General features: G+C 65.3%; 21 protein-coding genes and 1 tRNA gene. 8 read left to right on the top strand and 14 right to left on the bottom strand.

The annotated features are described in order from the left end of the window. The 5 genes from HAV22_RS20560 to HAV22_RS20540 form a co-directional block, all read right to left on the bottom strand. Nucleotides 1-492 (bottom strand): MarR family winged helix-turn-helix transcriptional regulator, encoded by a 492-nt coding sequence (locus HAV22_RS20560; protein ID WP_166861636.1) that lies wholly within the window; start codon nucleotides 490-492, stop codon nucleotides 1-3. After that, entirely contained in the window at nucleotides 489-1,244 is a 756-nt protein-coding gene (locus HAV22_RS20555; RefSeq protein ID WP_229421339.1) for an SDR family NAD(P)-dependent oxidoreductase, read from the bottom strand. Before HAV22_RS20555 ends, HAV22_RS20560 begins: the two co-directional genes overlap by 4 nt. Continuing rightward, entirely contained in the window at nucleotides 1,244-3,619 is a 2,376-nt protein-coding gene (locus HAV22_RS20550) for a bifunctional salicylyl-CoA 5-hydroxylase/oxidoreductase (protein ID WP_166861634.1), read from the bottom strand. Before HAV22_RS20550 ends, HAV22_RS20555 begins: the two co-directional genes overlap by 1 nt. Next, nucleotides 3,616-5,241, bottom strand: coding sequence for an AMP-binding protein (locus tag HAV22_RS20545; protein WP_166861633.1), 1,626 nt, complete (start codon nucleotides 5,239-5,241; stop codon nucleotides 3,616-3,618). The genes HAV22_RS20550 and HAV22_RS20545 overlap by 4 nt, the downstream gene beginning before the upstream one ends. Nucleotides 5,242-5,342: 101 nt before the next feature. After that, complete coding sequence (locus tag HAV22_RS20540; RefSeq protein ID WP_166861632.1) at nucleotides 5,343-6,329, bottom strand: hypothetical protein; 987 nt, start codon at nucleotides 6,327-6,329, stop codon at nucleotides 5,343-5,345. A 953-nt stretch (nucleotides 6,330-7,282) separates the two neighbouring features. On the opposite strand from HAV22_RS20540, the gene HAV22_RS20535 reads away from it, so the two are divergent. The 3 genes from HAV22_RS20535 to HAV22_RS20525 are packed head-to-tail and all read left to right on the top strand — an operon-like array spanning nucleotide 7,283 to nucleotide 9,808. Beyond that, a complete protein-coding gene (locus tag HAV22_RS20535) occupies nucleotides 7,283-8,722 on the top strand; it encodes a pilus assembly protein TadG-related protein (protein WP_371869696.1) in 1,440 nt (479 codons plus the stop codon). Continuing rightward, on the top strand, nucleotides 8,719-9,219 hold the full coding sequence (locus HAV22_RS20530; protein WP_166861630.1) for a TadE/TadG family type IV pilus assembly protein: 501 nt from the start codon (nucleotides 8,719-8,721) through the stop codon (nucleotides 9,217-9,219). Before HAV22_RS20535 ends, HAV22_RS20530 begins: the two co-directional genes overlap by 4 nt. Nucleotide 9,220: 1 nt before the next feature. After that, a complete protein-coding gene (locus tag HAV22_RS20525; RefSeq protein WP_166861629.1) occupies nucleotides 9,221-9,808 on the top strand; it encodes a TadE family protein in 588 nt (195 codons plus the stop codon). 401 nt (nucleotides 9,809-10,209) lie between these two features. On the opposite strand, the gene HAV22_RS20520 is transcribed toward HAV22_RS20525, so the two are convergent. The 4 genes from HAV22_RS20520 to HAV22_RS20505 all read right to left on the bottom strand — a co-directional run bounded on the left by HAV22_RS20520 (nucleotide 10,210) and on the right by HAV22_RS20505 (nucleotide 12,370). Beyond that, nucleotides 10,210-10,284: transfer RNA gene (locus HAV22_RS20520), tRNA-Val, on the bottom strand. A 70-nt stretch (nucleotides 10,285-10,354) separates the two neighbouring features. After that, the gene (dnaQ, locus tag HAV22_RS20515; RefSeq protein ID WP_166861628.1) at nucleotides 10,355-11,062 is read right to left on the bottom strand and encodes a DNA polymerase III subunit epsilon; all 708 of its coding nucleotides are present in this window, start codon (nucleotides 11,060-11,062) and stop codon (nucleotides 10,355-10,357) included. Between the two features lie 60 nt (nucleotides 11,063-11,122). Next, nucleotides 11,123-11,563 (bottom strand): ribonuclease HI, encoded by a 441-nt coding sequence (rnhA, locus tag HAV22_RS20510; RefSeq protein ID WP_166861627.1) that lies wholly within the window; start codon nucleotides 11,561-11,563, stop codon nucleotides 11,123-11,125. Between the two features lie 21 nt (nucleotides 11,564-11,584). Further along, nucleotides 11,585-12,370, bottom strand: coding sequence for a class I SAM-dependent methyltransferase (locus HAV22_RS20505; RefSeq protein WP_166861626.1), 786 nt, complete (start codon nucleotides 12,368-12,370; stop codon nucleotides 11,585-11,587). A 23-nt stretch (nucleotides 12,371-12,393) separates the two neighbouring features. On the opposite strand from HAV22_RS20505, the gene gloB reads away from it, so the two are divergent. Both gloB and HAV22_RS20495 read left to right on the top strand, forming a co-directional pair. After that, nucleotides 12,394-13,191, top strand: a complete 798-nt coding sequence (gene gloB, locus HAV22_RS20500; RefSeq protein WP_166861625.1) for a hydroxyacylglutathione hydrolase — start codon at nucleotides 12,394-12,396, stop codon at nucleotides 13,189-13,191. A gap of 7 nt (nucleotides 13,192-13,198) precedes the next feature. Continuing rightward, nucleotides 13,199-13,852, top strand: coding sequence for a 2-hydroxychromene-2-carboxylate isomerase (locus HAV22_RS20495; protein ID WP_166861624.1), 654 nt, complete (start codon nucleotides 13,199-13,201; stop codon nucleotides 13,850-13,852). A gap of 92 nt (nucleotides 13,853-13,944) precedes the next feature. On the opposite strand, the gene aceB is transcribed toward HAV22_RS20495, so the two are convergent. Next, nucleotides 13,945-15,534: a malate synthase A gene (gene aceB / locus HAV22_RS20490; RefSeq protein WP_166861623.1), complete on the bottom strand. Its 1,590-nt coding sequence runs from the start codon at nucleotides 15,532-15,534 to the stop codon at nucleotides 13,945-13,947. A 172-nt stretch (nucleotides 15,535-15,706) separates the two neighbouring features. Here aceB and HAV22_RS20485 point away from each other — a divergent pair, with 172 nt between their 5' ends. Next, nucleotides 15,707-16,624, top strand: coding sequence for a LysR family transcriptional regulator (locus HAV22_RS20485; RefSeq protein ID WP_166861622.1), 918 nt, complete (start codon nucleotides 15,707-15,709; stop codon nucleotides 16,622-16,624). A 101-nt stretch (nucleotides 16,625-16,725) separates the two neighbouring features. Here the strand turns inward: HAV22_RS20485 and HAV22_RS20480 are convergent, their stop codons facing one another. The 4 genes from HAV22_RS20480 to HAV22_RS20465 all read right to left on the bottom strand — a co-directional run bounded on the left by HAV22_RS20480 (nucleotide 16,726) and on the right by HAV22_RS20465 (nucleotide 20,072). Then, nucleotides 16,726-16,929, bottom strand: a complete 204-nt coding sequence (locus HAV22_RS20480; RefSeq protein ID WP_036166698.1) for a cold-shock protein — start codon at nucleotides 16,927-16,929, stop codon at nucleotides 16,726-16,728. A gap of 295 nt (nucleotides 16,930-17,224) precedes the next feature. Continuing rightward, nucleotides 17,225-17,599 carry an Hpt domain-containing protein gene (locus HAV22_RS20475; RefSeq protein WP_166861621.1) on the bottom strand — a complete coding sequence of 125 codons (375 nt, stop codon included), beginning with the start codon at nucleotides 17,597-17,599 and terminating at the stop codon, nucleotides 17,225-17,227. A gap of 10 nt (nucleotides 17,600-17,609) precedes the next feature. After that, nucleotides 17,610-18,260 (bottom strand): uracil phosphoribosyltransferase, encoded by a 651-nt coding sequence (gene upp / locus HAV22_RS20470; protein ID WP_166861620.1) that lies wholly within the window; start codon nucleotides 18,258-18,260, stop codon nucleotides 17,610-17,612. A gap of 120 nt (nucleotides 18,261-18,380) precedes the next feature. Continuing rightward, nucleotides 18,381-20,072 carry an isovaleryl-CoA dehydrogenase gene (locus HAV22_RS20465; protein WP_166861619.1) on the bottom strand — a complete coding sequence of 564 codons (1,692 nt, stop codon included), beginning with the start codon at nucleotides 20,070-20,072 and terminating at the stop codon, nucleotides 18,381-18,383. Between the two features lie 341 nt (nucleotides 20,073-20,413). Here HAV22_RS20465 and HAV22_RS20455 point away from each other — a divergent pair, with 341 nt between their 5' ends. After that, complete coding sequence (locus HAV22_RS20455; RefSeq protein ID WP_371869695.1) at nucleotides 20,414-22,162, top strand: putative bifunctional diguanylate cyclase/phosphodiesterase; 1,749 nt, start codon at nucleotides 20,414-20,416, stop codon at nucleotides 22,160-22,162. Next, nucleotides 22,159-23,652, top strand: a complete 1,494-nt coding sequence (locus tag HAV22_RS20450; RefSeq protein WP_229421338.1) for an HDOD domain-containing protein — start codon at nucleotides 22,159-22,161, stop codon at nucleotides 23,650-23,652. Before HAV22_RS20455 ends, HAV22_RS20450 begins: the two co-directional genes overlap by 4 nt. Nucleotides 23,653-23,711 lie beyond the last annotated feature (59 nt).

Below are 23,711 nucleotides of genomic sequence, written 5' to 3'. Positions count from 1 at the left end.
CTAGTCCTCGTTGTCGTTCAGGTGCCGCTTCATGGTGTCGAGCAGCGCGATCATCGCGGCCTTGTCGGTGGCCGGGATGTCGCGGAACAGGTCCGCGACCCACTCTTCGTGCACGGCCGCCATCTCGGCGAAGGTCTTGCGCCCGCGCGGCGTGAGCTTGACCATGAACGCGCGGCCGTCCTGCGGGTCGGGCACGCGCACGACGAGGCGCTCGCGCTCCAGCTGGTCGGCGATGCCGGTGACGTTGCCGCCCGTGACCATCATGCGTTTCGACAGCTCGCCCATGCGCAAACCGTCCGGATGGCGCTCCAGCTGGGCCATCAGGTCGAAGCGGGGCAACGTGATGCCGAACGTGGCACGCAGGCGGCCGCGGATCGTGGACTCGACCCGCACCGTGCACGCCAGCAGCCGCAGCCACAGCTTCAGGGCCTGGTGGTGTCCACCGGTCAGGCGCGTAGCCAGGTCGACGGGGACGTCGTGCGGCGGCTTCACATGACCTCCCCGCCCGCCACGGCGATGGCCTGCCCGTTCAGCGCCGACGCGCCCGGCATGCACAGCCACGCGACGGCATGCGCCACCTCGTCCGGACGCACGAGGCGGCCCTGCGGATTGGCGGACGTCAGCTCTGCGCGTGCCTCGTCCCCGGTTCGGCCCGTCGTGCGCACGATGTTCGCGACGGCGTCGCGCACGATGTCGGTCTCCGTGAACCCCGGACAAACGGCATTCACGGTCACGCCTTTCGCGGCCACCTCGAGCGCCAGCGCGCGCGTGAGGCCGACGAGGCCGTGCTTCGCGGCGCAATAGGCCGCCACGTAGCGGTAGCCCGTGAGGCCCGCCGTCGACGCGACGTTCACGATGCGCCCCCATCCCGTGTCCACCATGCCCGGCAGCGCGGCCTGGATGCAGTGGTAGGCCCCTGACAGGTTCACGTCCAGCATGCGCTGCCACAGCGCGGCGTCCGTCCGGCCGAACGGCGCGGACGCGGCCTGGCCCGCATTGTTGACCAGGATGTCGACGGTGCCCGCGTGCGCGAACGCGGCCGCCACGCTGTCCGCGTCGGCCACGTCGGCGACCTGCCAGCGCACCGCGCCGTCCATCGACTGCGCCGCCGCTGCCAGCGCCCCCTCGTCGCGCGCCATCAAGGTCACGCGCGCGCCGTGCGCCACGAGCGCGCGCGCGACCGCGATGCCGATACCCCGGCTGGCGCCCGTCACGACGGCATGTTTTCCGTTCAACGTCTCCATCATCCCTCCAGCAGCCGCGCCGCGATCTGTTGTGGCGAGAGGCCGTTGCTTGCCGCCGCCAGCTGGCCCCCGCGTTCCAGATTGCGTTCCAGCTGCGCCTTGCCCGCCAGGTACTGCCGCGGCCAGGGAACGGCCGTGTAGCCGATCTTCGCCGCTTCCGCCAACGTCCACGCGGGGTTCGCCAGATGCGGCCGCCCCACGGCGCACAGGTCGGCCCGGCCGGCCGCGATGATGCTGTTCGCGTGGTCGGCCTCGTAGATCGAACCGACGGCGATCGCCGGGACGCCGGCCTCGTTGCGGATGCGGTCCGCGAACGGCGTCTGGTACATGCGGCCGAACACGGGCCGTTCCTGCTTGCTCACCTGCCCCGACGAACAGTCGATCATGTCGGCGCCCGCCTCCTTGAACAGGCGCGCGATCTGCACGGCGTCGGCGGGCGTGATGCCGCCGTCGACCCAGTCGTGGGCGGAGATCCGGACGCTCATCGGCTTGTCCTGCGGCCACGCGGCGCGCATCGCACGGAACACGCGCAGCGGATAGCGGCAACGGTTTTCCAGGCTGCCGCCGTAGTCGTCGGCGCGCCGGTTCGTCAGGGGCGAAATGAACGACGACAGCAAGTAGCCGTGCGCGCAATGCAGTTCCAGCCAGTCGAAGCCGGCGGCATCGGCCGCGCGCGTGGCCCGCACGAAATCGGCCTCGACGCGAGCCAGGTCGTCTTCCGTCGCCGCGCGCGCAACCTGCGAGACACCGGGCAGGTATTGCTGCGCCGACGCGGCGATCAAGGGCCAGTTGTGGTCGGGCAGCGGCTGGTCGACGCCGTCCCACATGGGCCGCGTCGATCCTTTCGCGCCGGCGTGGCCCAGCTGGATCCCGATGCAGGCGTCCGTCTGGCCATGGACGAAGTCGACGATGCGCCGCCACGCGGCCGTGTGCGCGGGCGCGTACATGCCGGGACACGCGGGCGTGATGCGGGCGTCGGCCGACACGCACGTCATCTCCGCCATCACGAGCGCCGCGCCGCCCAGCGCGCGCGCACCGAGATGCACGAGGTGGTAGTCGCCCGGCACGCCGTCGATGGCGGAGTATTGCGCCATCGGCGACACGACGATGCGGTTCTTCAGCAGCACGCCGCGCACGCGCAGCGGCGTGAACATCGGCGGCACGTGCGCCGCCGCGGGCAGCGTCACGCCAGCCTGCGCGCACGCACGGCGGGCGAACCAGTCCTCGAATCGCGCGACATAGCCCGGGTCGCGCAGGCGCAGGTTCTCGTGCGAGATGCGCTGGCTGCGCGTGAGCATCGAGTATGCGAACTGCTGGGCATCCATCGCGCCGTAGCGCTCGACGTTCTCGAACCATTCCATCGAGTTGCGCGCCGCCGACTGGATCTTCAGCACTTCCACCGAACGGCTGGCCTGGTACGCACCGAGCGCCGCACGCAGGTCGCTGCCGTGCGTGTCGACGCAGCGGGCCAGCTCGATCGCGTCCTCCAGCGCCAGCTGCGTGCCGGAGCCGATCGAGAAATGCGCCGTATGCGCGGCATCGCCCATCAGCACGACCGGCAGGTCACCGTTCCAGTGCACCCAGCGCTCGCACACGATGCGCGGGAACGCGATCCAGATGGCCGCGCCGCGCAGGTGCGCCGCGTTCGACAGCAGCGGATGCCCGTCCAGGTGCCCGGCGAACAGGCGCTCGCAGAAGGCGATGCCCTCTTCCTGCGGCATGTCCGCGAGGCCTGCCCGGCGCCACACGTCTTCCGGCGTCTCGACGATGAACGTCGACGTGTCGCCGTCGAACTGGTAGATGTGCGCCTGGAACCAGCCGAACGGCGTTTCCTTGAAGACGAACGTGAAGGCGTCGAATGTCTTCTTCGTGCCGAGCCACACGAAGCGGCAGCGGCGCGTCTCGACGGACGGCTGGAACGTGGCCGCGTAGCGCGTCCGGATGCGGCTGTTCAGGCCATCGGCCGCGATCACGAGGTCGGCGCCGTAACGCTGCGCGACGGCCTGGTCGTCCTGCACGTCCGTCTCGAACACGAGCTCCACGCCCAGTGCCTCGCAGCGCTGCTGCAGGATGTTCAACAACCGCTTGCGCCCGATTCCGCAGAAGCCGTGCCCGCCCGACGTGATGCGCTGTCCCTTGAAGAACACGTCGATGTCGTCCCAGTGGTTGAACGCCTGCAGGATGGCGCGCGCCGTCCCGTCGTCCGCGGCGACCAGGTTGCCGAGTGTCTGGTCCGAAAACACGACGCCCCAGCCGAACGTGTCATAGGGCCGGTTGCGTTCGACGACGACGATGCGGTGTGCCGGGTCCCGCTTCTTCATCAGCAGCGCGACATACAGCCCGGCCGGCCCGCCGCCGATGCACACGATGTTCATGATTGCCTCAGCTTGAAACGCTGCAGCTTGCCCGTTTCCGTGCGCGGCAGCCTGTCGGTGAAGCGCACGGCGCGGGGGTATTTGTACGGCGCGATCTGCTCCTTGACGAACTCCTGCAACGCGCGCGCCATCTCCGGCGTACCGTCATGGCCAGGCTTGAGCACGACGTGCGCTTCCACGATCTGGCCGCGTTCTTCATCGGCACGGCCGACGACACCGCATTCGGCCACGGCGGGATGGCGCAGCAGCGCGTCTTCGACCTCCGCGCCCGCGATGTTGTAGCCGGCCGAGATGATCATGTCGTCGGTGCGCGACCGATAGTGGAAATAACCGTCGGCATCCATCTCGTAGCTGTCACCCGTGAGGTTCCAGCCGTCGAGCACATAGTCGCGCTGGCGCTCGTCGGCCAGGTAGCGGCACCCCGTCGGGCCTTTTACGGCAAGACGCCCGACGACACCAGGCCCCACGGGATGGCCGTCGTCGTCCAGCACGCATGCGCGGTAGCCGGGCACCGGCTTGCCGGTCGCGCCGGGCCGCACGTCAGCACCGCTGGCGGAAATGAAGATGTGCAGGAGTTCCGTCGCACCGATCCCGTCGATCATCTCGATCCCGGTCGCCGTGCGCCACGCGTCGCGCGTCGCCACCGGCAGCGCCTCGCCGGCCGATACACACCTGCGCAGCGACGCAACGTCGTAGCGCGACACCAGCGGCGTCATCTGCCGATAGAACGTGGGCGCCGTGAAGCAGACGGTGGCGCGGAAGCGTTCGATCGCCGCGAGCAGGCCCTCGGGTGTCAGCTTTTCCAGCAGCACACCGGCAGCCCCGACGCGCATGGGAAACAGCAGCAAGCCCCCGAGGCCGAACGTGAACGCGAGCGGCGGCGTACCGATGAAGACGTCGTCCGCCTCCGCGCCGAGGACGTGCGGCGGGAAGCAGTCGCAGATCGCGAGGATGTCGCGGTGGAAGTGCATCGTGCCCTTCGGGATGCCCGTCGTGCCGGACGTGAAGGCGATCAGGCAGACGTCGTCCGCCGCCGTGTCGACGGGCGCGAACGGTCGGTCGTGCCGCGCCATGCGCGCTTCGAGGCCGTCCGGCGTGTGCGGGTCCTGGAAGTACACGACCGGTGGATGGCCGCCGACCTGTTCCAGCTCGCAGGCCAGCGGACGGGCGCACAGCACCGCGTTCACCCGCGCCTTGTCGAGGACGATTCCGAGTTCGCGCGCGCGCAGCAGCGGCATCGTCGGCACCGCGACGAGGCCGGCCTTGAACGCGGCGAGTATGGCGGCGGCCATCGTGGGACAGTTCGCGCCCCGCAGCAGCACGCGGTTGCCGGGCACGAGCCCCATGTCGTCGCGCAGCACGTGGGCCATGCGGTCGACGTGGTCCAGCAGTTGGGCATAGGTCCACGTCAGCGTATCGCCCAGCACGGCCCTGTGCGCCCCGCGGCCTGCCGTCACGTGGCGGTCGAGCAGCTCGGCGACGCAGTTCAGGCGCGGCGGATAGCGGAGGGACGGCAGGTCGAACACGAGATCCGGCCACAGGTCGGGTGGCGGAAGATGGTCGCGCGCGAACGTGTCGACGTGGGCCGAGGGACTGGACTCTGCTGCGGACGGACTTGCCATGAAGCGCCCCCGGAGAAGATGGGATCGGTGAGTACCTCGAATTACTTTAGACCTAAAATAAATCGGGTGCAAGCGCCGCACTGCCTGCGGCGTCGCGCGCCTCACCGTTTCATCGAGGGCGCACGCGGCAGCTTCACGAAGCCATTGCGCACTTCCCTGCGCAGCGACGGGTCCCGTATCAGCGCGATCGCGAGCGCTTGCAGGCGCCGGAGACGTTCCAGATAATGCCAAATGAACGCCCAGCGTACCGGCGCGCGCGTGTACCGCCGACGCTTGATCTCCCGGACATCTTCGTTCAACTGCGCGGCATACATTCTTATCGCGCTGTCCGGCTCGGGAACCAGTTGCGCGGCGAGCTGGTAGTCCTGCGCGGCCACGATCGAGGGCAGCGCGGATTGGGCACATTCCCGTGCCAGGTCGGGCTGTACGACCATGAGCTGCCGATACGGTGCGCAGGTGTTCCGCGACGTCGCCAGCACGTCGTCGATCGCGGCGACGTCCTGGAAAGCCGGCCTGTCCAGCCTCCCGTCCAGCAATCCCGCGGCCTTGCCGTCCCTCACATTGTGCAGCGCGGCCATCGCCGGCGGGTACAGCCCGCCCAGCCTGATCCAGTCATAGAGGGCGTAAGCGCGACGGACACCCGACCATGCGCGCGATTCCAACAGAGCGTTGTCATGGAACCGGATCAGGTCCGCCAAGGCCTCGTCATACTGTCCGTCTTCGATGCGCTGTCGTGCGCCGGAGAGTCGTGCTTGCGCGCTCATGCGGTACCCGATGCCGTCGTTCGTTTGCTGATAGGATCCGGCATCGGATTCGTATCGGCGAGCAGACGCGCCACGATGTCTCTCATCTGTTCCGGGAGCGTTTTGCCTACTAGGCCGACCGCCAGATAGCCCTGCGCGATATGGTGTTCCACCGCGCGCCTTGAATGCCGCGGACGCCCTCACGCTCGCGACCTGGTCCGGTGTGAGCACGTCGTCTCGCGACAGAATGCCGCGGAACGCCCGCATTTCGGCAAAGACCAGGTTTGCTTTCGCGTGATCCAGAAGCTCCAGACCGCCCGACAAAATACGCAAAGGCGAGCGCACGCTCGTTCTTCGTGTCGATGCTCGCGCGGTAGAGCGAATAAGAACACCATGTCGGGCTCACATCAGCAAAATCGGCCAACGTCACCGGGGACGTTTGCAATCGAAAAAATCCGGCGCGAGCCCGATGGCACCGTTCAGCGCTTTGACGCACTACGGCTCGTGCGCGTCCATCGCCAGATGCTCCATGGTCGGGATGAACGTCGAGTAGCACCAAAAGGCGACAAAATACAAGTTTGACAAAAATACAACAATACCCCGCGCATCAGGTGTCAGCGGATCATTCCATACGAATCAGGGGGCCGGGCGCGACGCCGAACGTTGGATTCGTACCCTCACCGATCCCGAGTCGTCCGCTGGCCGGAAGAGCAACGTGCGTCGGCCCTTCAGGTCAGTCAGCGAGCGGAACGTGCCCATCGAGGCCCGCTCTTTCTGGTATGGACTCATGGATCCGGTATCCGTAATCAAGGGATGCCAAGACGAGGAATTGCATGCACGTCGGTGGAATACACAGTATCCACGAAGCCATCACGAAATACAGCGCATGTTCCGTTCTACCTAGGCGCCCGTAAGGATCCGAAGGCCCCAGGAGCCTTGCATTTGCGCAGCTCCGACTTGGCCGAGCACCAATGCAAGCGCCGCGTAGAAAAACGACGGGAATAGGCTGTTCGCGAAAAACCGCTTGTTCTTTTCGTTGCCGATACGCATACGAACTCCTTTGCTGGCCAGTCGCCGGTAGGGACCTGGCGGACTTCGACTCTGAGCCTGTTATACCTAAGCGGAAACTTATAAACCAAAATCGTTTGGCCGTTATCAATCCTCAAAAGAACGACGAGCAGTCATATAAATTGCCGGTCCCGACGTTGTGACTGATCAACATATCGGCGTTACCGGCATCTAGGATCTGTCTTGGAAGCTGCGTCGACACAGTTCCGAGTCACCAGGAGGATCGGTCCGTGCCCATCGAGAGACCCAAGCGGATATCACCTTCCGCCCTACAGAACCACAGATGGCGTCGAAAAGGATCGGAAGACGGTGCCATCGCCATCATGACGCCGTTTGTCCTCATCCTCATGCTCGCCATGTTGGGCATGGCGCTTGACCTCAGCCGCAGCTACAACAGGAAAACCGAGCTGCAAAATCTCGCAGACGCCGCAGCCCTCGCCGCAGCTGCCGCCCTGGACGGTACGTCTGCGGGTATCGACAGGGCCATCACGGCGGCTGGACAAAATGCAGGTTATACCTACTCATACAACACGGCACCAATTTCCTGGTCCAGCGCCGCGCTAAAGTTCGGCACGGACGCCAACGGGGGTGCGGGCGGGTGGGTCGACGGCGCAACGGCAAAGCTCAATGCTTCGAAGATTTTTTTTGCCCGAGTCGACACATCGGCTCTCGACCCGGTATTCGGGCAAGTCGACAACTACTTCATACCAATCCTGTCATCCGCCCTTGCGACGACAACTGTATCGGCTTCCGCGGTGGCTGGTCGCGATTCACTGGCCGCACTGCCGCTCGCGATCTGCGCGAACTCGAATACGAATGCGTCCTCGCTCGCCTCGGGAGAACTCGTGGAATACGGCTTCAGGCGAGGCGTCGGCTACAACCTGATGAGGCTGAACCCCGGAGGAACCACGCCCGAAAACTTCCTGGTCAATCCGATCGCTTTGCCCGGCACAGTTGGCACGCCAATGATGGGTAGGATGGACGTCGTCGGGCCCTTCGTCTGCACCGGGAGAATGGCGATACCCACGTTGGGCGGTGGGGACATTACGGTCGAGCGCGGCTTTCCGATCAATTTACTTTTCACTCATCTGAACTCCCGCTTCGGCGACGTCACATCTTGCCAGCCAGCGACCGCACCTGCGGACCCGAACGTCAGGAGCTACGACCTGACCAACGCAACATGGATGAAGTACAAGCCCGACGGCCAATCCGCCAACTCGTTGGCGTCCCCACTGTTAACTGTCGCGGAACAGCCCGCCACGGCGACGCAGACCGCGTATGGGCCCCTCTGGACGTATGCGAAGGCAGCCAAGTACGCATCCTATGTCGCCAATGGCGGTGTGGAACCTGCGGCCGGCTATTCGACGTTCAGCACGACGGATTGGAGCACGCTCTACAACCCGGGCAGGCCCGTCGCGCAATCCTACTCAAGTACCCCATATCAGGCAAACGGCGGCGGCACAACGTACCAGCCCTCCCGCAATACCCGGGTGCTGAATATTCCACTGCTGCGCTGCCCGGTTGCCGCGGGCACCAGCTCGACGGCCTCCGTGCTCGGGATTGCGAAGTTCTTCATGACGGTCCCTGCAACCTCATCCGCTCTCTATGCTGAGTTCGCCGGGATGAACACCGAGACCGCCCTGGGCGGCAACGCGAGGCTTTACCGATGAAACGAACACTCAAGGCAATCGGGGGGCGGTACGACCGCGGCGCGATCGCGGTCGAGGCGGCGATCGTGCTACCAATCCTGTTGTTAATCATCGGATTACCATCGCTCCAACTGGCGTTCTATTTCCGCCAATACTCGGCCGCGCAGAAAGCCCTGCATGACGGCGCGCTTTACCTTTCCACAGCGCCAAGGATAGAAATGATCACGGCGGGCCCGGACGCCAACCCGGCAGCCCTCACCGTGGCAAATACCATCATGGCGAAGGAACTGGCCGGGCTTGTGCCGGCCGGAACTTCCCTCGATCCAGGCTTTATCTGCGTGTACCGGGTGGCAGCGCTTCCGGCGATGAAGCCCTGTACGGTCGCACACAATCAGGACCCCACCCACACGTTGCTTCAATTTGGCGTGTCGATTAGTGTGCCTTACGTCAACCCGCTCACGGGCAACACCGACACAACTTTCGAACTTTATGCACCGGTGGCCTACGCGGGGAACTGACATGAGACGGATCGCATTCAAAGGACGAACAAGGCAGACGGGTTCGGTGGCAGTTGAATTCGCACTGGTCGCGATGATCTTCTTTACGGTTGTCTTCGCGACGCTCGAGCTGGCGCGCATGGAATTTCTGCTGAACACCCTGGAAGAGGTGACCCGCCGCGCCGCCGCAGCCGCGACAAACGTCGACTTTCGGGACGCGACCGCGCTGCGCAAAGTCCAGACGGACGCCGTCTTCCGCACGTCATCCGGCCCGCTGGCGCTCGGCACGCCCGTCACCTCGGACAACGTCAAGATCGACTACCTGTCGATGTCGAAAGCCACCTGGAACCCGACTCATATGAGCAGTCTTCCAACATGTCCTGCAGCCAATCGGTTGAACTGCACAACCGACCCGAATGCCGACAACTGCATCCGCTTCGTGCGCGCGCGCGTTTGTGATTCGATGGATAGCAACGGCAATTGCACCAAGCTGCCCTACCAGATGGTTTTCCCGTTCTTCGACCTCTCCGGGATGAAGCTGCCGGCCGCCGAGACGATCGTCCCGGCTGGCACACTCGGCGCCACTCCCGGTGCAATGCCGTGTCCCTGACCCGCTGACGGCCGGCGTCCACTACCGCAACCCGTGTGAGACGCGGCATACCTATGCTGGTGCCGGGCGCAGACCCGCGCTACGCTGCGACACAGCTCGGGCACGTCGACACGCCTCTCGTCTTACGTACGGCCGCCGGATCGCGGCGGGCCTGAACAACGACAAGCGGCAGCGCATGCTTGACCTGCACTCGAGAACCGATTTGGACGCGGCGGACGAATGTCCTCGGTTTGGCCAGGAGCGCGAACCACTGCATTACGAACGGCCGCGATCGGACGGCAGAAACGAAAAAAGCCAGCTGATCGCTGGCTTTCCTTTTCATTCCGCTCGCCAAATTCTTCCAAGTTGTTTTGCTCAACTTGCTGAAGTAATCGAAGACTTTGAACCGGAACCTGAAATTCTGGTGGGCGGTGCAAGTTTCGAACTTGCGACCCCAGCAGTGTGAATGCTGTGCTCTACCCCTGAGCTAACCGCCCTACTTTCTACTGTATTGCCGCCATTGCGTCGCTGCAATGACGAGCATTATAGGGGGAGTTTTGCGTTTTGTCACCCCTGCGGAGAATATTTTCTCCAAACACATTCGCCCTTCACGCCTTTGTCGAGCGCGGCCAGCACGTCGTCGTGCGAGGCAAGCTCGTCGGCGCTGGCCGGCAGCACGAGGATGTCGCCCAGCGGCCCCGCCTCCAGCACGATGCCGCCGCCGTTCGCTTCCACCTCGACGTCCATCGACAGCGTATTCTGGCCGCGCGTCATCGCCAGGTAGACATCGGCCAGCAGCTCCGAGTCGAGCAATGCGCCGTGCAGCTTGCGGTGCGCGTTCGAGATGCCGTAGCGGTCGCACAGCGCGTCCAGCGAGTTGCGCTTGCCCGGATGCAGTTCCTTCGCGTGCACGAGGGTATCGATCACGCTGGAGCAATGCTCGATGAACGGCGGCAAGCCCATGCGCTCGAATTCGTGGTTCAGGAACGCGAGGTCGAACGGCGCGTTGTGGATGATGATTTCGGCGCCCTGCACGAATTCGCGCAGTTCGTGGGCGATCTCGTGGAACTTCGGCTTATCGCTGAGGAATTCCGTCGTCAGGCCGTGGACTGCCAGCGCTGCCTCGTCCGAGTCGCGCTCGGGATTGATGTAGCGGTGAAAGTTGTTGCCAGTCAGCTTGCGGTTGAAGATCTCGACGCAGCCGACCTCGATGATGCGGTCGCCGGTGCGCGGATTGAGGCCAGTGGTTTCGGTATCGAGGACGATTTGGCGCATGCGCGTCTTGACTCAAAAGCGGTGAAGAGAGCCCGTAAGTATAACAAAATCAGCGCAAAATTAGCGCTTTATGGACGCGGCGCCCATGTTGGCGAGCGCGTCGGCCCGCTCGTTGCCGGGGTGGCCGTTGTGCCCCCGCACCCAGCGCCATTCGACGGCGTGCTGCTGCTGGGCGGCGTCCAGCGCCTTCCACAAATCGTCGTTCTTGACGGGCTCCTTCGTCGACGTCTTCCAGCCGCGCGCCTTCCAGCCGTGGATCCATTCGGAAATGCCCTTTTGCACGTACTGGCTGTCCGTGTGCAGCACGACCTCGCACGGGCGGTTGAGGACCGTCAGCGCCTCGATCACGGCGCGCAGTTCCATGCGGTTGTTCGTGGTGTTCGGCTCGCCGCCGAAGATTTCCTTTTCGTGGCCGCCATCGGCCACGAGCAGCGCGCCCCAGCCGCCGGTGCCCGGATTTCCCTTGCAGGCGCCGTCGGTAAAAATCTCAACTTTGGTCATGCTGCGTCGCTTCCTTGTCTGTTACTTGTGATGTTCGTTGCGGTTCGTTGCCGGCACCGCTTGCGGCGCCTTGCCGGGCTTCTTGTTCCAGGCCGGGCCGATGATGTGCATGCCCTTCACGCGCTTGATCGCGTGGACGATGTACACGGCGCCCAGATAGGGCCACCAGCGCCGCCCCGCCCCTTCGACGAACGCGAAGCGGTTGAGCCACTGCGCCGTCCGGAACGGCGGCGCGTAGCAGCCGAAATGGCTGCGCGTAACGCCGAGATTCAACAATTTTAACCAGTCTTTCAGGCGCGGCATAGAGATGAACTCGCCCGCTGCCGGCAGGTAGTCGCTGCTCGTGATGCGTCCCATTCCCTGGCGCACGCCCCACAGGCTGGCGGGATTGAAGCCACAGATGATCACCTGGCCTTCCGGGATCAGCACGCGCTCGACCTCGCGCAGCACCTGGTGCGGCTCGGCCGCGAACTCGAGCACGTGCGGCAGCACGACGAGGTCCAGGCTCTGCGACGCGAACGGCAGATCGGCGAAATCGAGCGCGACGGCAATCTGCTTGCCTCGCGCCGCGTACGCGAGCTCGTCGGCCGTCGACGTCCGCGTGGCCGCCTGCCATTTGTTCGGCATGCGGTTGGCGGCGAGCGCATCGATCTGCGGCACGCCGATCTGGATGGCGTTGAAGCCGAAGATATCGGCCGTCAACTCGTCCAGGCATGCCTGTTCCCAGGCGCGCACGTACGCGCCCGCCGGCGATTGCAGCCAGCGGTCGAGCGCTATAATGGATTTCTCGGATGCCGCGCCGTCCATGTCCAACCTTTATCGATGCCCATATGACTTCCGCGCCCACTGAGCTTGCTGTACTGACCGTGCCCGCGTTCAAGGACAATTACCTGTGGATCATCCATGACGGCGTCCATGCGGCAGTGGTCGACCCGGGCGATGCCGAGCCTATCCTCGCGGCCCTGCAGGAAAATGGCCTGACCCTGACCGCCATTCTACTCACCCATCACCATGCTGACCACATTGGCGGCGTGACGCGCCTGCTCGAACTCAGCAACGTGCCTGTATTCGGACCGCGCAACGAGGCCATCGCGGCCGTCAACCATCCGCTGGGCGAAGGCGATCGCGTGCAGGTGCCCGGGCTGGCGCTCGAGCTCGCCGTGCTGGACGTGCCCGGCCACACGAACGGGCACATCGCGTACGTCCGCGACGACGGGAAGACGCGCTGGCTGTTCTGCGGCGACACCCTGTTCGGCGGTGGCTGCGGCCGCCTGTTCGAAGGGACGCCCGCGCAGATGGCGGCGTCGCTGGCGAAACTCGCCGCCCTCCCCGACGACACGCTCGTGTTTTGCGCCCACGAATACACGCTGTCGAACCTGCGTTTCGCGGAAGCGCTGGAGCCGGGCAACCGGGCGCTGCAGATGCGCATTGCCCACGACAGCGAGCTGCGCGGGACGCACCTGCCCACGATCCCGTCGACGATCGCCATCGAAAAGGCGACGAATCCGTTCCTGCGCACCGGCGAGCCCGCCATCATCGACAGCCTGGCGGCGGCCGGCCACGTCGCGCCTGGCGCCGACCCCGTGACGGTGTTCGCCGCGCTGCGCGCATGGAAAAACGTCTTCTGAGCGCGCCATGACGACGGTGCGCTGCTATGCCGACCCGGTCAGTCCCTACGCGTGGCTGGGCCTCGCCGATCTCGAGCGCATCGAGGCGACGGGCGCACGCATCGTCGTGGTGCCCGTACTGTTCGCGGGCCTGCTGAGTGCGCACGGCACGGTCGGCCCGGCCGAGGTCGACGCGAAGCGCCGCTACCTGTTCCGCGACGTGATGCGCGAAGCGGCGCGCCGCGGCCTGCAATTCGCCGGACCGCCCGGCCACCCGTTCAATCCGCTGCCCGCGCTGCGCATGTGCACGGCGCTGGACGACGACACGCAGCGGCGCACCCTGCTGGTCTCCCTGACGCGAGCAACCTGGGAACACGGCGAGAATTTGATGGACGATGCGACTCTCGTGCGCCTCGCGGACGCGGCCGGACTGGACGGCGCTGCACTGCTGGCCACCGCGCAGACGCCCGCCGTGAAAACGGCGCTGGCCGATGCGACGGCGCGCGCCGTGGCCGATGGGGTGTTTGGCGTGCCAACGTTCAGAGTCGACGGCGACGAAGAATTATTTTGGGGAGGGGACCGGATCGACACCCTGCTGTGGCGCTTGCAAGGCCATGCGATCGATGAAAAAGTGTTGCGGGCCTTTCTCACGCGCGAACCGATGGCCCAGCGAAAGAGGTGAATCCGTAGGGTGGGCACCCCGTGCCCACCGAGCGCTCACGCAACGCAAACGTTTGGTGGGCACAGGGGTGCCCACCCTACGACGACAGCGTGTTAAATTTCTTCGTACAGCGGCAACGTCAGGAACTCGGCGAACTCTTCCGAAGTCGACATCTGCTCGAAGATCTGCGCAGCGCGGTCATAGGTCGGGCTGTCGCCATTCGGCGCGGCCGCCTTCGCGTTGGCCAGCTCTTGCGGGATCATGGCGCGGACCATCTCGGCCGTGACCTTGCGGCCATCTTCCAGCACGCCCTTCGGCGAACGGATCCATTGCCAGACTTGCGAACGGCTGATCTCGGCAGTAGCCGCGTCTTCCATCAGGTTGTGGATCGGCACGCAGCCGTTGCCCGCCAGCCAGGCACCCAGGTAGTGGATGCCGACGTTGATGTTGTAACGCAGGCCCGCTTCCGTGATCGGCGTCTCCGGACGGAAATCCAGCAGGTCCTTCGCCGTCACCTCGACGTCCGGGCGCTGCTTGTCGATCTGGTTCGGACGGTCGCCCAGCACCTTCTTGAACTCCGTCATCGCCAGGTCGACGAGGCCCGGGTGTGCGACCCAGCCGCCGTCGTAGCCGTCGGTGGCGTCGCGTGCCTTGTCGTTGCGCACGCCACCCATCGCGACTTCGTTCTTTTCCGGATCGTTCTTGATCGGGATCAGTGCCGCCATGCCGCCGATCGCCGGGGCGTTACGCTTGTGGCAGGTCTTCAGCAGCAGCAGCGCATACGCACGCATGAACGGCGCCGTCATCGTGACCTTCGGACGGTCGGCCAGGCAGAAATCCTTGTCCAGCTTGAACTTCTTGATGCACGAGAAGATGTAGTCCCAGCGGCCCGCGTTCAGGCCGGCGCTGTGCTCGCGCAGTTCGTACAGGATCTCGTCCATCTCGAACGCGGCGACGATCGTCTCGATCAGCACGGTCGCCTTGATGGTGCCCTGCGGCAGGCCCAGTTCGTTCTGCGTCATGACGAAGATGTCGTTCCACAGGCGCGCCTCCAGGTGCGATTCCATCTTCGGCAGGTAGAAGTACGGGCCGGCGCCGCGGGCCAGTTGTTCCTTCGCGTTGTGGACCATGAACAGGGCGAAGTCGAAGATGCCGCCCGAGACGCGCTTGCCGTCGACGAGCACGTGCTTCTCGTCCAGGTGCCAGCCGCGCGGACGCACGACCAGGGTCGCGACCTTGTCGTTCAGCTTGTACTGCTTGCCGTTCTGCTCCAGGGAAATGGTCTTGCGCACGGCGTCGCGCATATTGAGCTGGCCCGTGATCTGGTTGTCCCAGTTCGGCGTGTTGGAGTCTTCGAAGTCCGTCATGTAGCTGTCGGCACCCGAATTCAGCGCATTGATGACCATCTTGCGCTCGACCGGGCCCGTGATCTCCACGCGGCGGCATTCCAGCGCCTGCGGGATCGGCGCAATCTTCCAGTCGCCGTTGCGGATGTGAGCCGTTTCAGGCAGGAAGTCCGGGCGCTCGCCGGCGTCCAGGCGTTTCGCGCGTTCCACGCGGGCGGCCAGCAGTTGCTGGCGGCGCGGCTCGAATTCGCGGCTCAGTTTCGCTACCAGCGCGAGCGCTTCCGGCGTCAGGATCTGTTCGTAGCCGGGCTTGATCTCGGCCCGGATTTCCATTCCGGCTGGGGTGGCGATGGTCATTGCATTCTCCTGTTTAGTATGAAATTCGGCAAACCGCGGCCTTCTTGGCACAAGCCGCCTTGGCGTTTGATATTGCTTCAAGTATATTCACTATTACTCGCCTAAACGAGACAAAAAATACATTCATTTGTGCGTTTTTATCACAACTGACGACCAGCATTGAGGCTTTCCCGTGGACCACTTCCGTCAGATATCAACCTTCGTCGAAGTCATCGCCCGTGGCAGTTTGTCGGCCGCGGCGCGCGCGGAAGGCATCGCGCCCGCCATGATCGGACGCCGCCTGGATGCGCTGGAAGCGCGCCTGGGCGTCAAGCTCTTACAGCGTACCACGCGCAAGCTGGCGTTGACGGACGAAGGGGCGGCGTTCCTTGAGGATTGCCAGCGGATCCTGGCCGAACTGGAAGAAGCGGAAGCGGCCGTGTCCGAACGGAGCGCGCGCGCGACGGGGCATCTCGTCGTGTCGGCACCGGCCGGTTTCGGGCGCCAGCACGTGGCGCCGCTCGTACCTTCCTTCCTTGCCGAGCATCGCGAAGTGAGCGTGAACCTGAACCTCTCGGACCGGGTCGTCGACGTCATCGGCGAAGGCGTCGACGTCGCGATCCGCATCGCCAGCCTCACGGATTCGAATCTCGTCGGCGTGAAGCTGGCCGATAACCACCGCGTCGTCGTGGCCACGCCAGGCTACCTGAAGCGCCACGGCACGCCACAGACGCTCGACGACCTCGCCAAGCACAACTGCCTCGCCATCAGCAGCCAGGGGAGCCAGCGGGGCTGGACGTTCCGTGACCACGGCAAGATCGTCACGATGAAGGTCGGCGGCAATATGGTGTGCAACGACGGGGCCGTGCTGCACGACTGGGCCATGGCGGGGCGCGGTCTCGCGTGGCGATCGATGTGGGAAGTGAGTTCGGAAATCGAGGCGGGACTGCTCGTGCCCGTGCTGGAACAGTACGCGGCGCCAGGCAACGATATCTACGCCGTGTTCGCGCAACGCCGGCACTTGCCGCTGCGCATACGCGTGTTCGTGGATTTCTTGCGCCATGCGTATTCTCAGCCTGAATACTGGCGCAAGAATATGGCCGTCATATGAAAACCGCTCCGTCACTGCCGAGATCACCCGACGGTTAAGGAGCGGCTGGACAAAAAAAATCCCCGGGGGTTCCGAGGATTTTTTGTCAGACATTCAGCGCATTACAGCGGCTGGATGTTCGATGCTTGTTTGCCTTTCGGACCGGAGGTCACGTCGAACGAGACGCGCTGGTTCTCCTGCAGGGACTTGAAGCCCTGGCTCTGAATCGCCGAGAAGTGCGCGAACAGATCTTCGCCGCCTTCGTCCGGGGTGATGAACCCGAAGCCTTTGGAGTCATTGAACCATTTAACGATGCCAGTTGCCATTACAATTTCCTATTTCAGTTGAAGTGGACAGAAGTCCGTTTACGATCGTTTGAAGAAGCAAGAAACAAATGACAGACTAACTGCACTGCTACCGCGAATCCAACGATCCCTAATTATACCGAATAAACCCGCATGTACACGGTTTTCGCAAAATAAAACCGTAGCCCGTAACAATTCCTGCGGTCAATCTTTTACGGGCCCTATTTGCATCGGCAGTACGCAAAATATAGGGCATGGACGCGGATAAAGTTTGTCCTAAATCAAACGACTCCCGGACAGCGCCTTTGCTCCAGTCCTAGGCGCCAGTCTCGTCGTTGGGATAGGCGGCCTTCGGGTCGACGCTGCCCCATGCGACGAACACGTCCAGCTCGGACAGCCACGCTTCCCATTCCTGCGGGGCGACGGCGTCGAACGTCGTCAGCACGCGCAGCCGCTGTTCGAGCATGCGCGCCTGCTGGCCGAGGATGCGGAAACCGAACGTGGCCGCCGATCCGGCCAGCGTGTGCAGCACGGCATGCAGCTGCTCGATCAATGCGGGCGGCGGACGATGTGTGTCGAACGCATTGCGCGCGGCCGCCAGGCGCCCGAGGGTCTGCGGCAGGCTACCCGCGAACTTGTCGTTCAGCTCGGCGAGGCGCGCGAAGAAATCGGCATCCGCACTTGCGCTCATTCGGTGCCGCTCATTTCGTACCGAAGATGCGGTCGCCGGCATCGCCCAGGCCCGGCACGATGTACGCGTGGTCGTTCAGGTGGCTGTCGAGCGAGGCCACGTACAACTTCACACCCGGATGGGCCTTGTGGAACACCTCGACCCCTTCCGGTGCCGCAACGAGCGCGAGGAAAATGATCTGGTCGTCCGTCACGCCGCGCTTCTTCAGCACGTCGACGGCATACACGGCCGAGTTGCCCGTGGCGACCATCGGATCGCACAGGATGAACGTGCGCTCGGCCGTGTCCGGCAAGCGCACGAGGTATTCGACGGGCAGGTGCGTCTCCGGGTCGCGGAACACGCCGATGTGGCCGACACGGGCGGACGGCACCAGTTCCAGCAGGCCGTCGCTCATGCCGACACCCGCACGCAGGATCGGCACGATGGCCAGTTTCTTGCCCGCGATGACGGGCGCATCGACCGTCATCAGCGGCGTGTCGATCGTGCGCGTCGTCAGCGGCAGGTCGCGCGTGATCTCGTAACCCATCAGCAGCGTGATCTCGCGGAGCAGTTCGCGGAACGTGCGCGTGGACGTGCCGCGGTCGCGCATGTGCGACAGCTTGTGCTGGATCAGCGGGTGGTTCAGGATGAACAGGTTCGGGAAGCGCGGATTGGTTTGCATAATCAAGAATCAAACAGCGGCGATCACTCGTGATGACGGCCTGGTTGTCGGTAAATGGCGAACATTATCCCAGCCATGCGCCCGTTTGTCCCGTCCTTTGTCGAAGTTTTATCATTACCTTCATTCAATAAGCGCGCGGGCGAGGATGGCGCCGCAGTCGACGCCGTCCGGCAGGCGGCCGAACGCCCCACCCACGTCCACCGCGATGCGCGACGCCACGAACGCGTCCGCGACGAACGCCGGCGCATGGCGCAGCAGCAGGCCCCCCTGCACGGCGACGACAATGTGCTCGGCGAGGCGGCGCGCACCGAATTCGCCGGTCGCGAGCGTCCGGAGGCCGTCCAGCAGACGCGCGCAATACGCGTCGAAGCGGGGGTCGCGGCCGGATGCCAGCGCCAGCTCGGCCGCCAGCGCGTCGCGCGGCTCCGCCCCCTTCGCCGAGGCGCGCAACACGTCCAGGCACATCACGTTGCCGGAGCCTTCCCAAATCGAGTTGACGGGGAATTCGCGGTACAGGCGCGCCAGCGGGCCATCCTCGACGTAGCCGTTGCCGCCCATGACTTCCATCGCCTCGGCGCCGAACGCGGGGCCGCGCTTGCACAGCCAGTACTTGCCGGCGGGCGTCAGGATGCGGCCCAGCGCGGCCTCGCACGGATCGGCCGCGCCATCCGGCCCCACGTCGAAGCAGCGGGCGAGGCGCAGCGCGAACGCCGTCGCCGCTTCCGATTCCAGCGCGAGGTCGGCCAGCACGTTCCGCATCAGCGGCTGCTCCGCGAGCGGGCGGCCGAACGCGCTGCGCGCGCGCGCATGATGCAGTGCATGGCACAGCGCGGCGCGCATGATGCCGGCCGAGCCCAGCACGCAATCGAGGCGCGTGTGGCTGCCCATCTCGAGGATGGTCGGGATGCCGCGCCCTTCCTGGCCGATCATCCAGCCGACGGCATCGCAGAACTCGACTTCGGACGACGCGTTCGACTTGTTGCCGACCTTGTTCTTGAGGCGCTGCACGCGGATCGCGTTGCGGGTGCCGTCCGGCAGGTAGCGCGGCACGAAGAAGCACGAGAGACCCGCGCTGCCGCCCTCGTCGGCCTGCGCCAGCACCAGGTGGGCGTCCGACTGGGGCGTCGAGAAAAACCATTTGTGGCCGACGAGGCTCCACGCGTCGCGCCATTCGACGCCGAAACGCTGCTCCGCGACGGCCGGGTTCATCGGGGTGGCCCGCGTCGTGTTCGCGCGCACGTCGGTGCCGCCCTGCTTTTCCGTCATGCCCATGCCGACCAGCGCACCCCGCTTCTGCTCGACGGGCAGCGAGCGCGGATCGTAGTGGCGCGAGAGGATCTTGGGCAGCCAGTGCGCCGCGATGCCCGGATGCTGGCGCAGCGCCGGCACCGATGCATACGTCATCGTGACAGGACACTGCGCGCCGTTTTCCACCTGGCCGAACAGCAGATAGGCCGCCGCGCGCGCGACCTGGGCGCCGGCACGCGGCGCCTCCCAGGGCAGCGAGTGCGCGCCGTTCTCGATCAATAGTCGCATCAACTCGTGCCACGCGGGGTGGAATTCGATCTCGTCCACTCGGTGGCCCGTCCGGTCGAAGTTCACCAGGCGCGGCGGGAACTCGTTGGCCAGGCGGCCCAGGTCGAGGACGGCCGCGCCGCCCAGCAGCACGCCGAGGCGCTCCAGGTCGGCGCGCGCCCAGCCGCCACCTTCGCGCGCCAGACCCTCGGCGAGCGCGCGATCGCAACGGAACAGGTCGACGTCGCCGAATGGCAGCGCCTGGTTGAAGACCTCGTGGGTATCGAATCGGTTCATGGCATCGTCTCCTATGGCGGTGTCGGGCTGATTGTTGCAGCTGAGCATCAGCGCCCCGCCGCGAATGTTTCCTCTTTGAACTGCATCGGCGACAATAACCTCTCGAGCCGCTGCACCACGTTATCGGTTAAACAACAAGGCTAGCCTAAAGCCTTGCGCCGGGCAAGCGCGCCCCACCCCGACGTGGACACTGCGGCGTATCAAGCAGGGACAGAAAGATGCCGGGCATTGTGAATTTCAATGCCGATTGGAATCTTTCGGTGATACATTGCTTGTTGATTTGGTACACTCCAGCATTACCCAGGCAGGTTCTGCCAAACGAGAAAGCAGATATTTCGACGATGCGCGCCAGTTCATCCGCAGTAACGAACGATCCGCGCCATGCGGCGCCGGCAGCGAGCCCGGACAGCTACATGGAAGCGGTGGGCGACGTCGCGTTCCGCCTCGACTCCACCGGCTCGATCCGCCATGCCAGCCAGCGCGCGGAACGCGCGTTCGGCACGCGGGCGCTCGCCGGATCCGTATTGACAAGCCTCGCCGCCGACGTAGACCAGGCCGCGCTGCGCAATGCCATCGTCGACGCCGGCGCAGCGGGCGATCCCGCGGCGGGCGCACCCGTCCTCGTCGAAGTGCGGTTGCGCTGCGCCGGCCGCGACACGTGGTACGAACTGCGCATCGGCGCCCTGCCCGGCAGCGATGAACTGCTGGTCGTCGGGCGCGACATGTCGGCCCAGCGCGCGACCGAGCAGCGGCTGCGCCACATGGCGACGCACGACGCGCTGACGGAGCTGCCGAACCGCCTGCTGCTGTCCGACCGCATCCGGATGGTGATCGCCAATGCACGCCGCTCGGGCCAGGGCTTTTGCGTGGCGACCATCGGCCTGGACGGCTTCAAGAAAGTCAACGACGGCCTCGGCCATCCGGTCGGCGACGCCGTGCTGCGCCAGGCCGCCGTGCGGCTGCGCAAGACCCTGCGCGACAGCGACACGCTGGCGCGCGTGGGAGGTGACGAGTTCGTCGCCGTGCTGCCGGGCACGTTCACGCCGGACCAGATCAAGCTCGTGAGTGGCCGCCTGCTCGCGGCCCTGCAATCGCCGTTCGAGATCGACGGCCATACCGTGTACCTGGGTGCCTCCGTCGGCGTGTCGATCTACCCGGACCATGCCGAGGACGAGATCCGCCTGATCGCGCTGGCCGACGCCGCCATGGGCCGCGCCAAGGAGACGGGCAAGGGCCGCACCGTCGTCTACAGCATGCGCGAGAGCGGTCCGCCGCAGCACGACATTTCTCTCGAGGCCGCGATGTTCCAGGCCGTGCGCGAAGGCGAGTTCCTGCTGTACTACCAGCCCATCGTGTCGAGTCGCACGCGCCGCATCGAAGGCTTCGAGACGCTGATGCGCTGGAAGCACCCCACGCTCGGCATGGTGCCGCCCGTGCGCTTCATCCCCATCGCCGAGACGAACGGCCTCATCAACCTGCTGGGCGCCTGGGCGCTGAAGGCGGCGCTCGTGCAGTTGCGTCAGTTCGAGGAAGTGGCCAAGCGCGACCTGTACATCTCCGTCAACATCAGCCCGCGCCAGTTCCGCAACGACCGCTTCCTGCACGTGCTGGACGACGCCCTCGGCTTTTCCGGCGCGCCGGGCGACAAGCTCGTGCTGGAAATCACGGAAGGCACGCTGATGATCGACCCGGTCCACGCGGAAGCCATCCTCACCAAGATGGCCGAGCGCAACGCGCGCATCGCGATCGACGACTTCGGCACCGGGTATTCGAGCCTGGCCTACCTGAAGCGCTTCCCGATCTCGGTGCTGAAGATCGACCGCGCCTTTATCAAGGACCTGCCCGCCTCGACGAAGGACGGGGCGATCTGCAACGCCGTGCTCGACCTGGCCAAGCACCTCGACCTGTCCGTCGTGGCCGAAGGCGTCGAGACCGAAGAACAACTGACCTACGTCGAGTCGCGCGGATGCGACTACGTACAAGGCTACCTGACCGGCAAGCCCATGCCGCCCCACGTGGCCATGGCCGCGCTGAAGGAAAACCTGTACACGGAACTGCTGCCGGACGAATTACGGGCGGGCCTCACATGAACCAGACTGCTACCATCGAACGATCGCCGCAAGCCGACGCCACCCTCGCCCTGCTGTGGGAGCGCATTCGCCGCCGCGGCGACATGCCCGGCTTCACGAAGGCCATCAACGCCATCCTCGCCTCGATGCGCGGCGAGGACGAGCGCGACTTTTCCATGACGCAGACCGTGCTGTCCGACCCCGTGCTCACGCAGAAGGTCCTGCGCCTGGCGAACAGCGGCATGTATTCCGCGTTCGGCCAGCGCATCAGCACGGTGTCGAAGGCGATCCTCGTGCTGGGCACGGAAGCCATCGGCCACCTTGCGCTGGGCCTCAAATTGATCGAGGAACTGAGTAAATCCACGCCCGATTCGCTGCAGGCCCACATCGAGATGGAAAAGGCCGTGCTGGCCGGGATGGTCGCGCACCAGGTTGCGAACGAGGCCGCCTCGCGCGATCCGGAGGAAGCCGTCGTGTGCTCGATCCTCCATTCGCTGGGCCGCATGATGGTCACGTTCTACCTGCCCGAGCAGTGGACCTTGATGCAGCAGGCCGTGGGCGGGGCCGACATCGATTCGGCGTCCGTCGCCCAGCTCGGCCTGTCGCTCGAACATATCGGCCGCGCGACGGCGGAACACTGGGGCCTGCCGCACAACCTGATCGCCGGCATGCGCCGCGTGCAGCCGGGCGAACGCGGCGCCGACTTCGGCCACGACGACTGGCTCGCCGCCCTCGGCACCATGTCGGCCCAGTGCGCGGACAGCCTGTGGCACGGCGATGAAGCAGGCGCCGAACAGGTGAAGGTATTGGCGGCCGGCTTCGCCCCGCTGCTCGGCATCGAGCCGGCCAACATCGTCGGCGCCATCGAGAAGGCGAAAGTGGAAGCGGCGGCCGACCTGTCGATCGCACCGCTCGCGAACCCGCCCGAGAAGCGCGCCCGCGCCGCCGCCGTCACGCGCATGCGCGAGGCCGGCAACAAGATCCTCATGAGCGGCGTGGCCGACATGCGCGACGCCGCCGCCACCGCCACGGCGGGACAGATGGTGTCGATGGCCATCGAGACCGCGTACCACGGCCTGTCGTTTACGCGTGCCTTCGGCTTCCTGCGCAACCGCCGCGACGGCCGCTACACGGCCAAGATCGGCCTCGGCGACAATGCCAAGACCATCGTCCCGAAGCTCGCGTTCGACGACGCGTACGAGCCGAACGTGTTCTTCGCGGCGCTCGGCAGCGACCGCGTGATCTTCATCGAGAACGCGCGCGACCCGAAGTTCTCCAGCAAGCTGCCGCCGTGGTGGAAAGACTCGCTGGCGGAAGCGCGCTGCTTCGTCATCATCCCGCTGTGCACGCAGGGCGAGCCGGTCGGCTTCATCTACGGCGACTGGGACGACCGCTTCCCGTCCGTCTACCTGAGCCAGACGGAGTTTGCGCTGCTGAACGACTTGCGCGGCCTCGTCGTGAAAAGCGTCGAGCGGCGCCAGCTGGTGGAAGCGGTGGCCGGCCGGGCTTGACACACTCGTCCGCCAACGAAAAAGGCGCCGTGACAGGCGCCTTTTTCGTTACGGACAGG

Source organism: Telluria antibiotica (assembly GCF_011682055.1).
Taxonomy (GTDB): Bacteria; Pseudomonadota; Gammaproteobacteria; order Burkholderiales; family Burkholderiaceae_D; genus Telluria; species Telluria antibiotica.
Note: the sequence above shows the minus strand (reverse complement) of the source record. Positions and strands in the feature narration are given on the sequence as shown.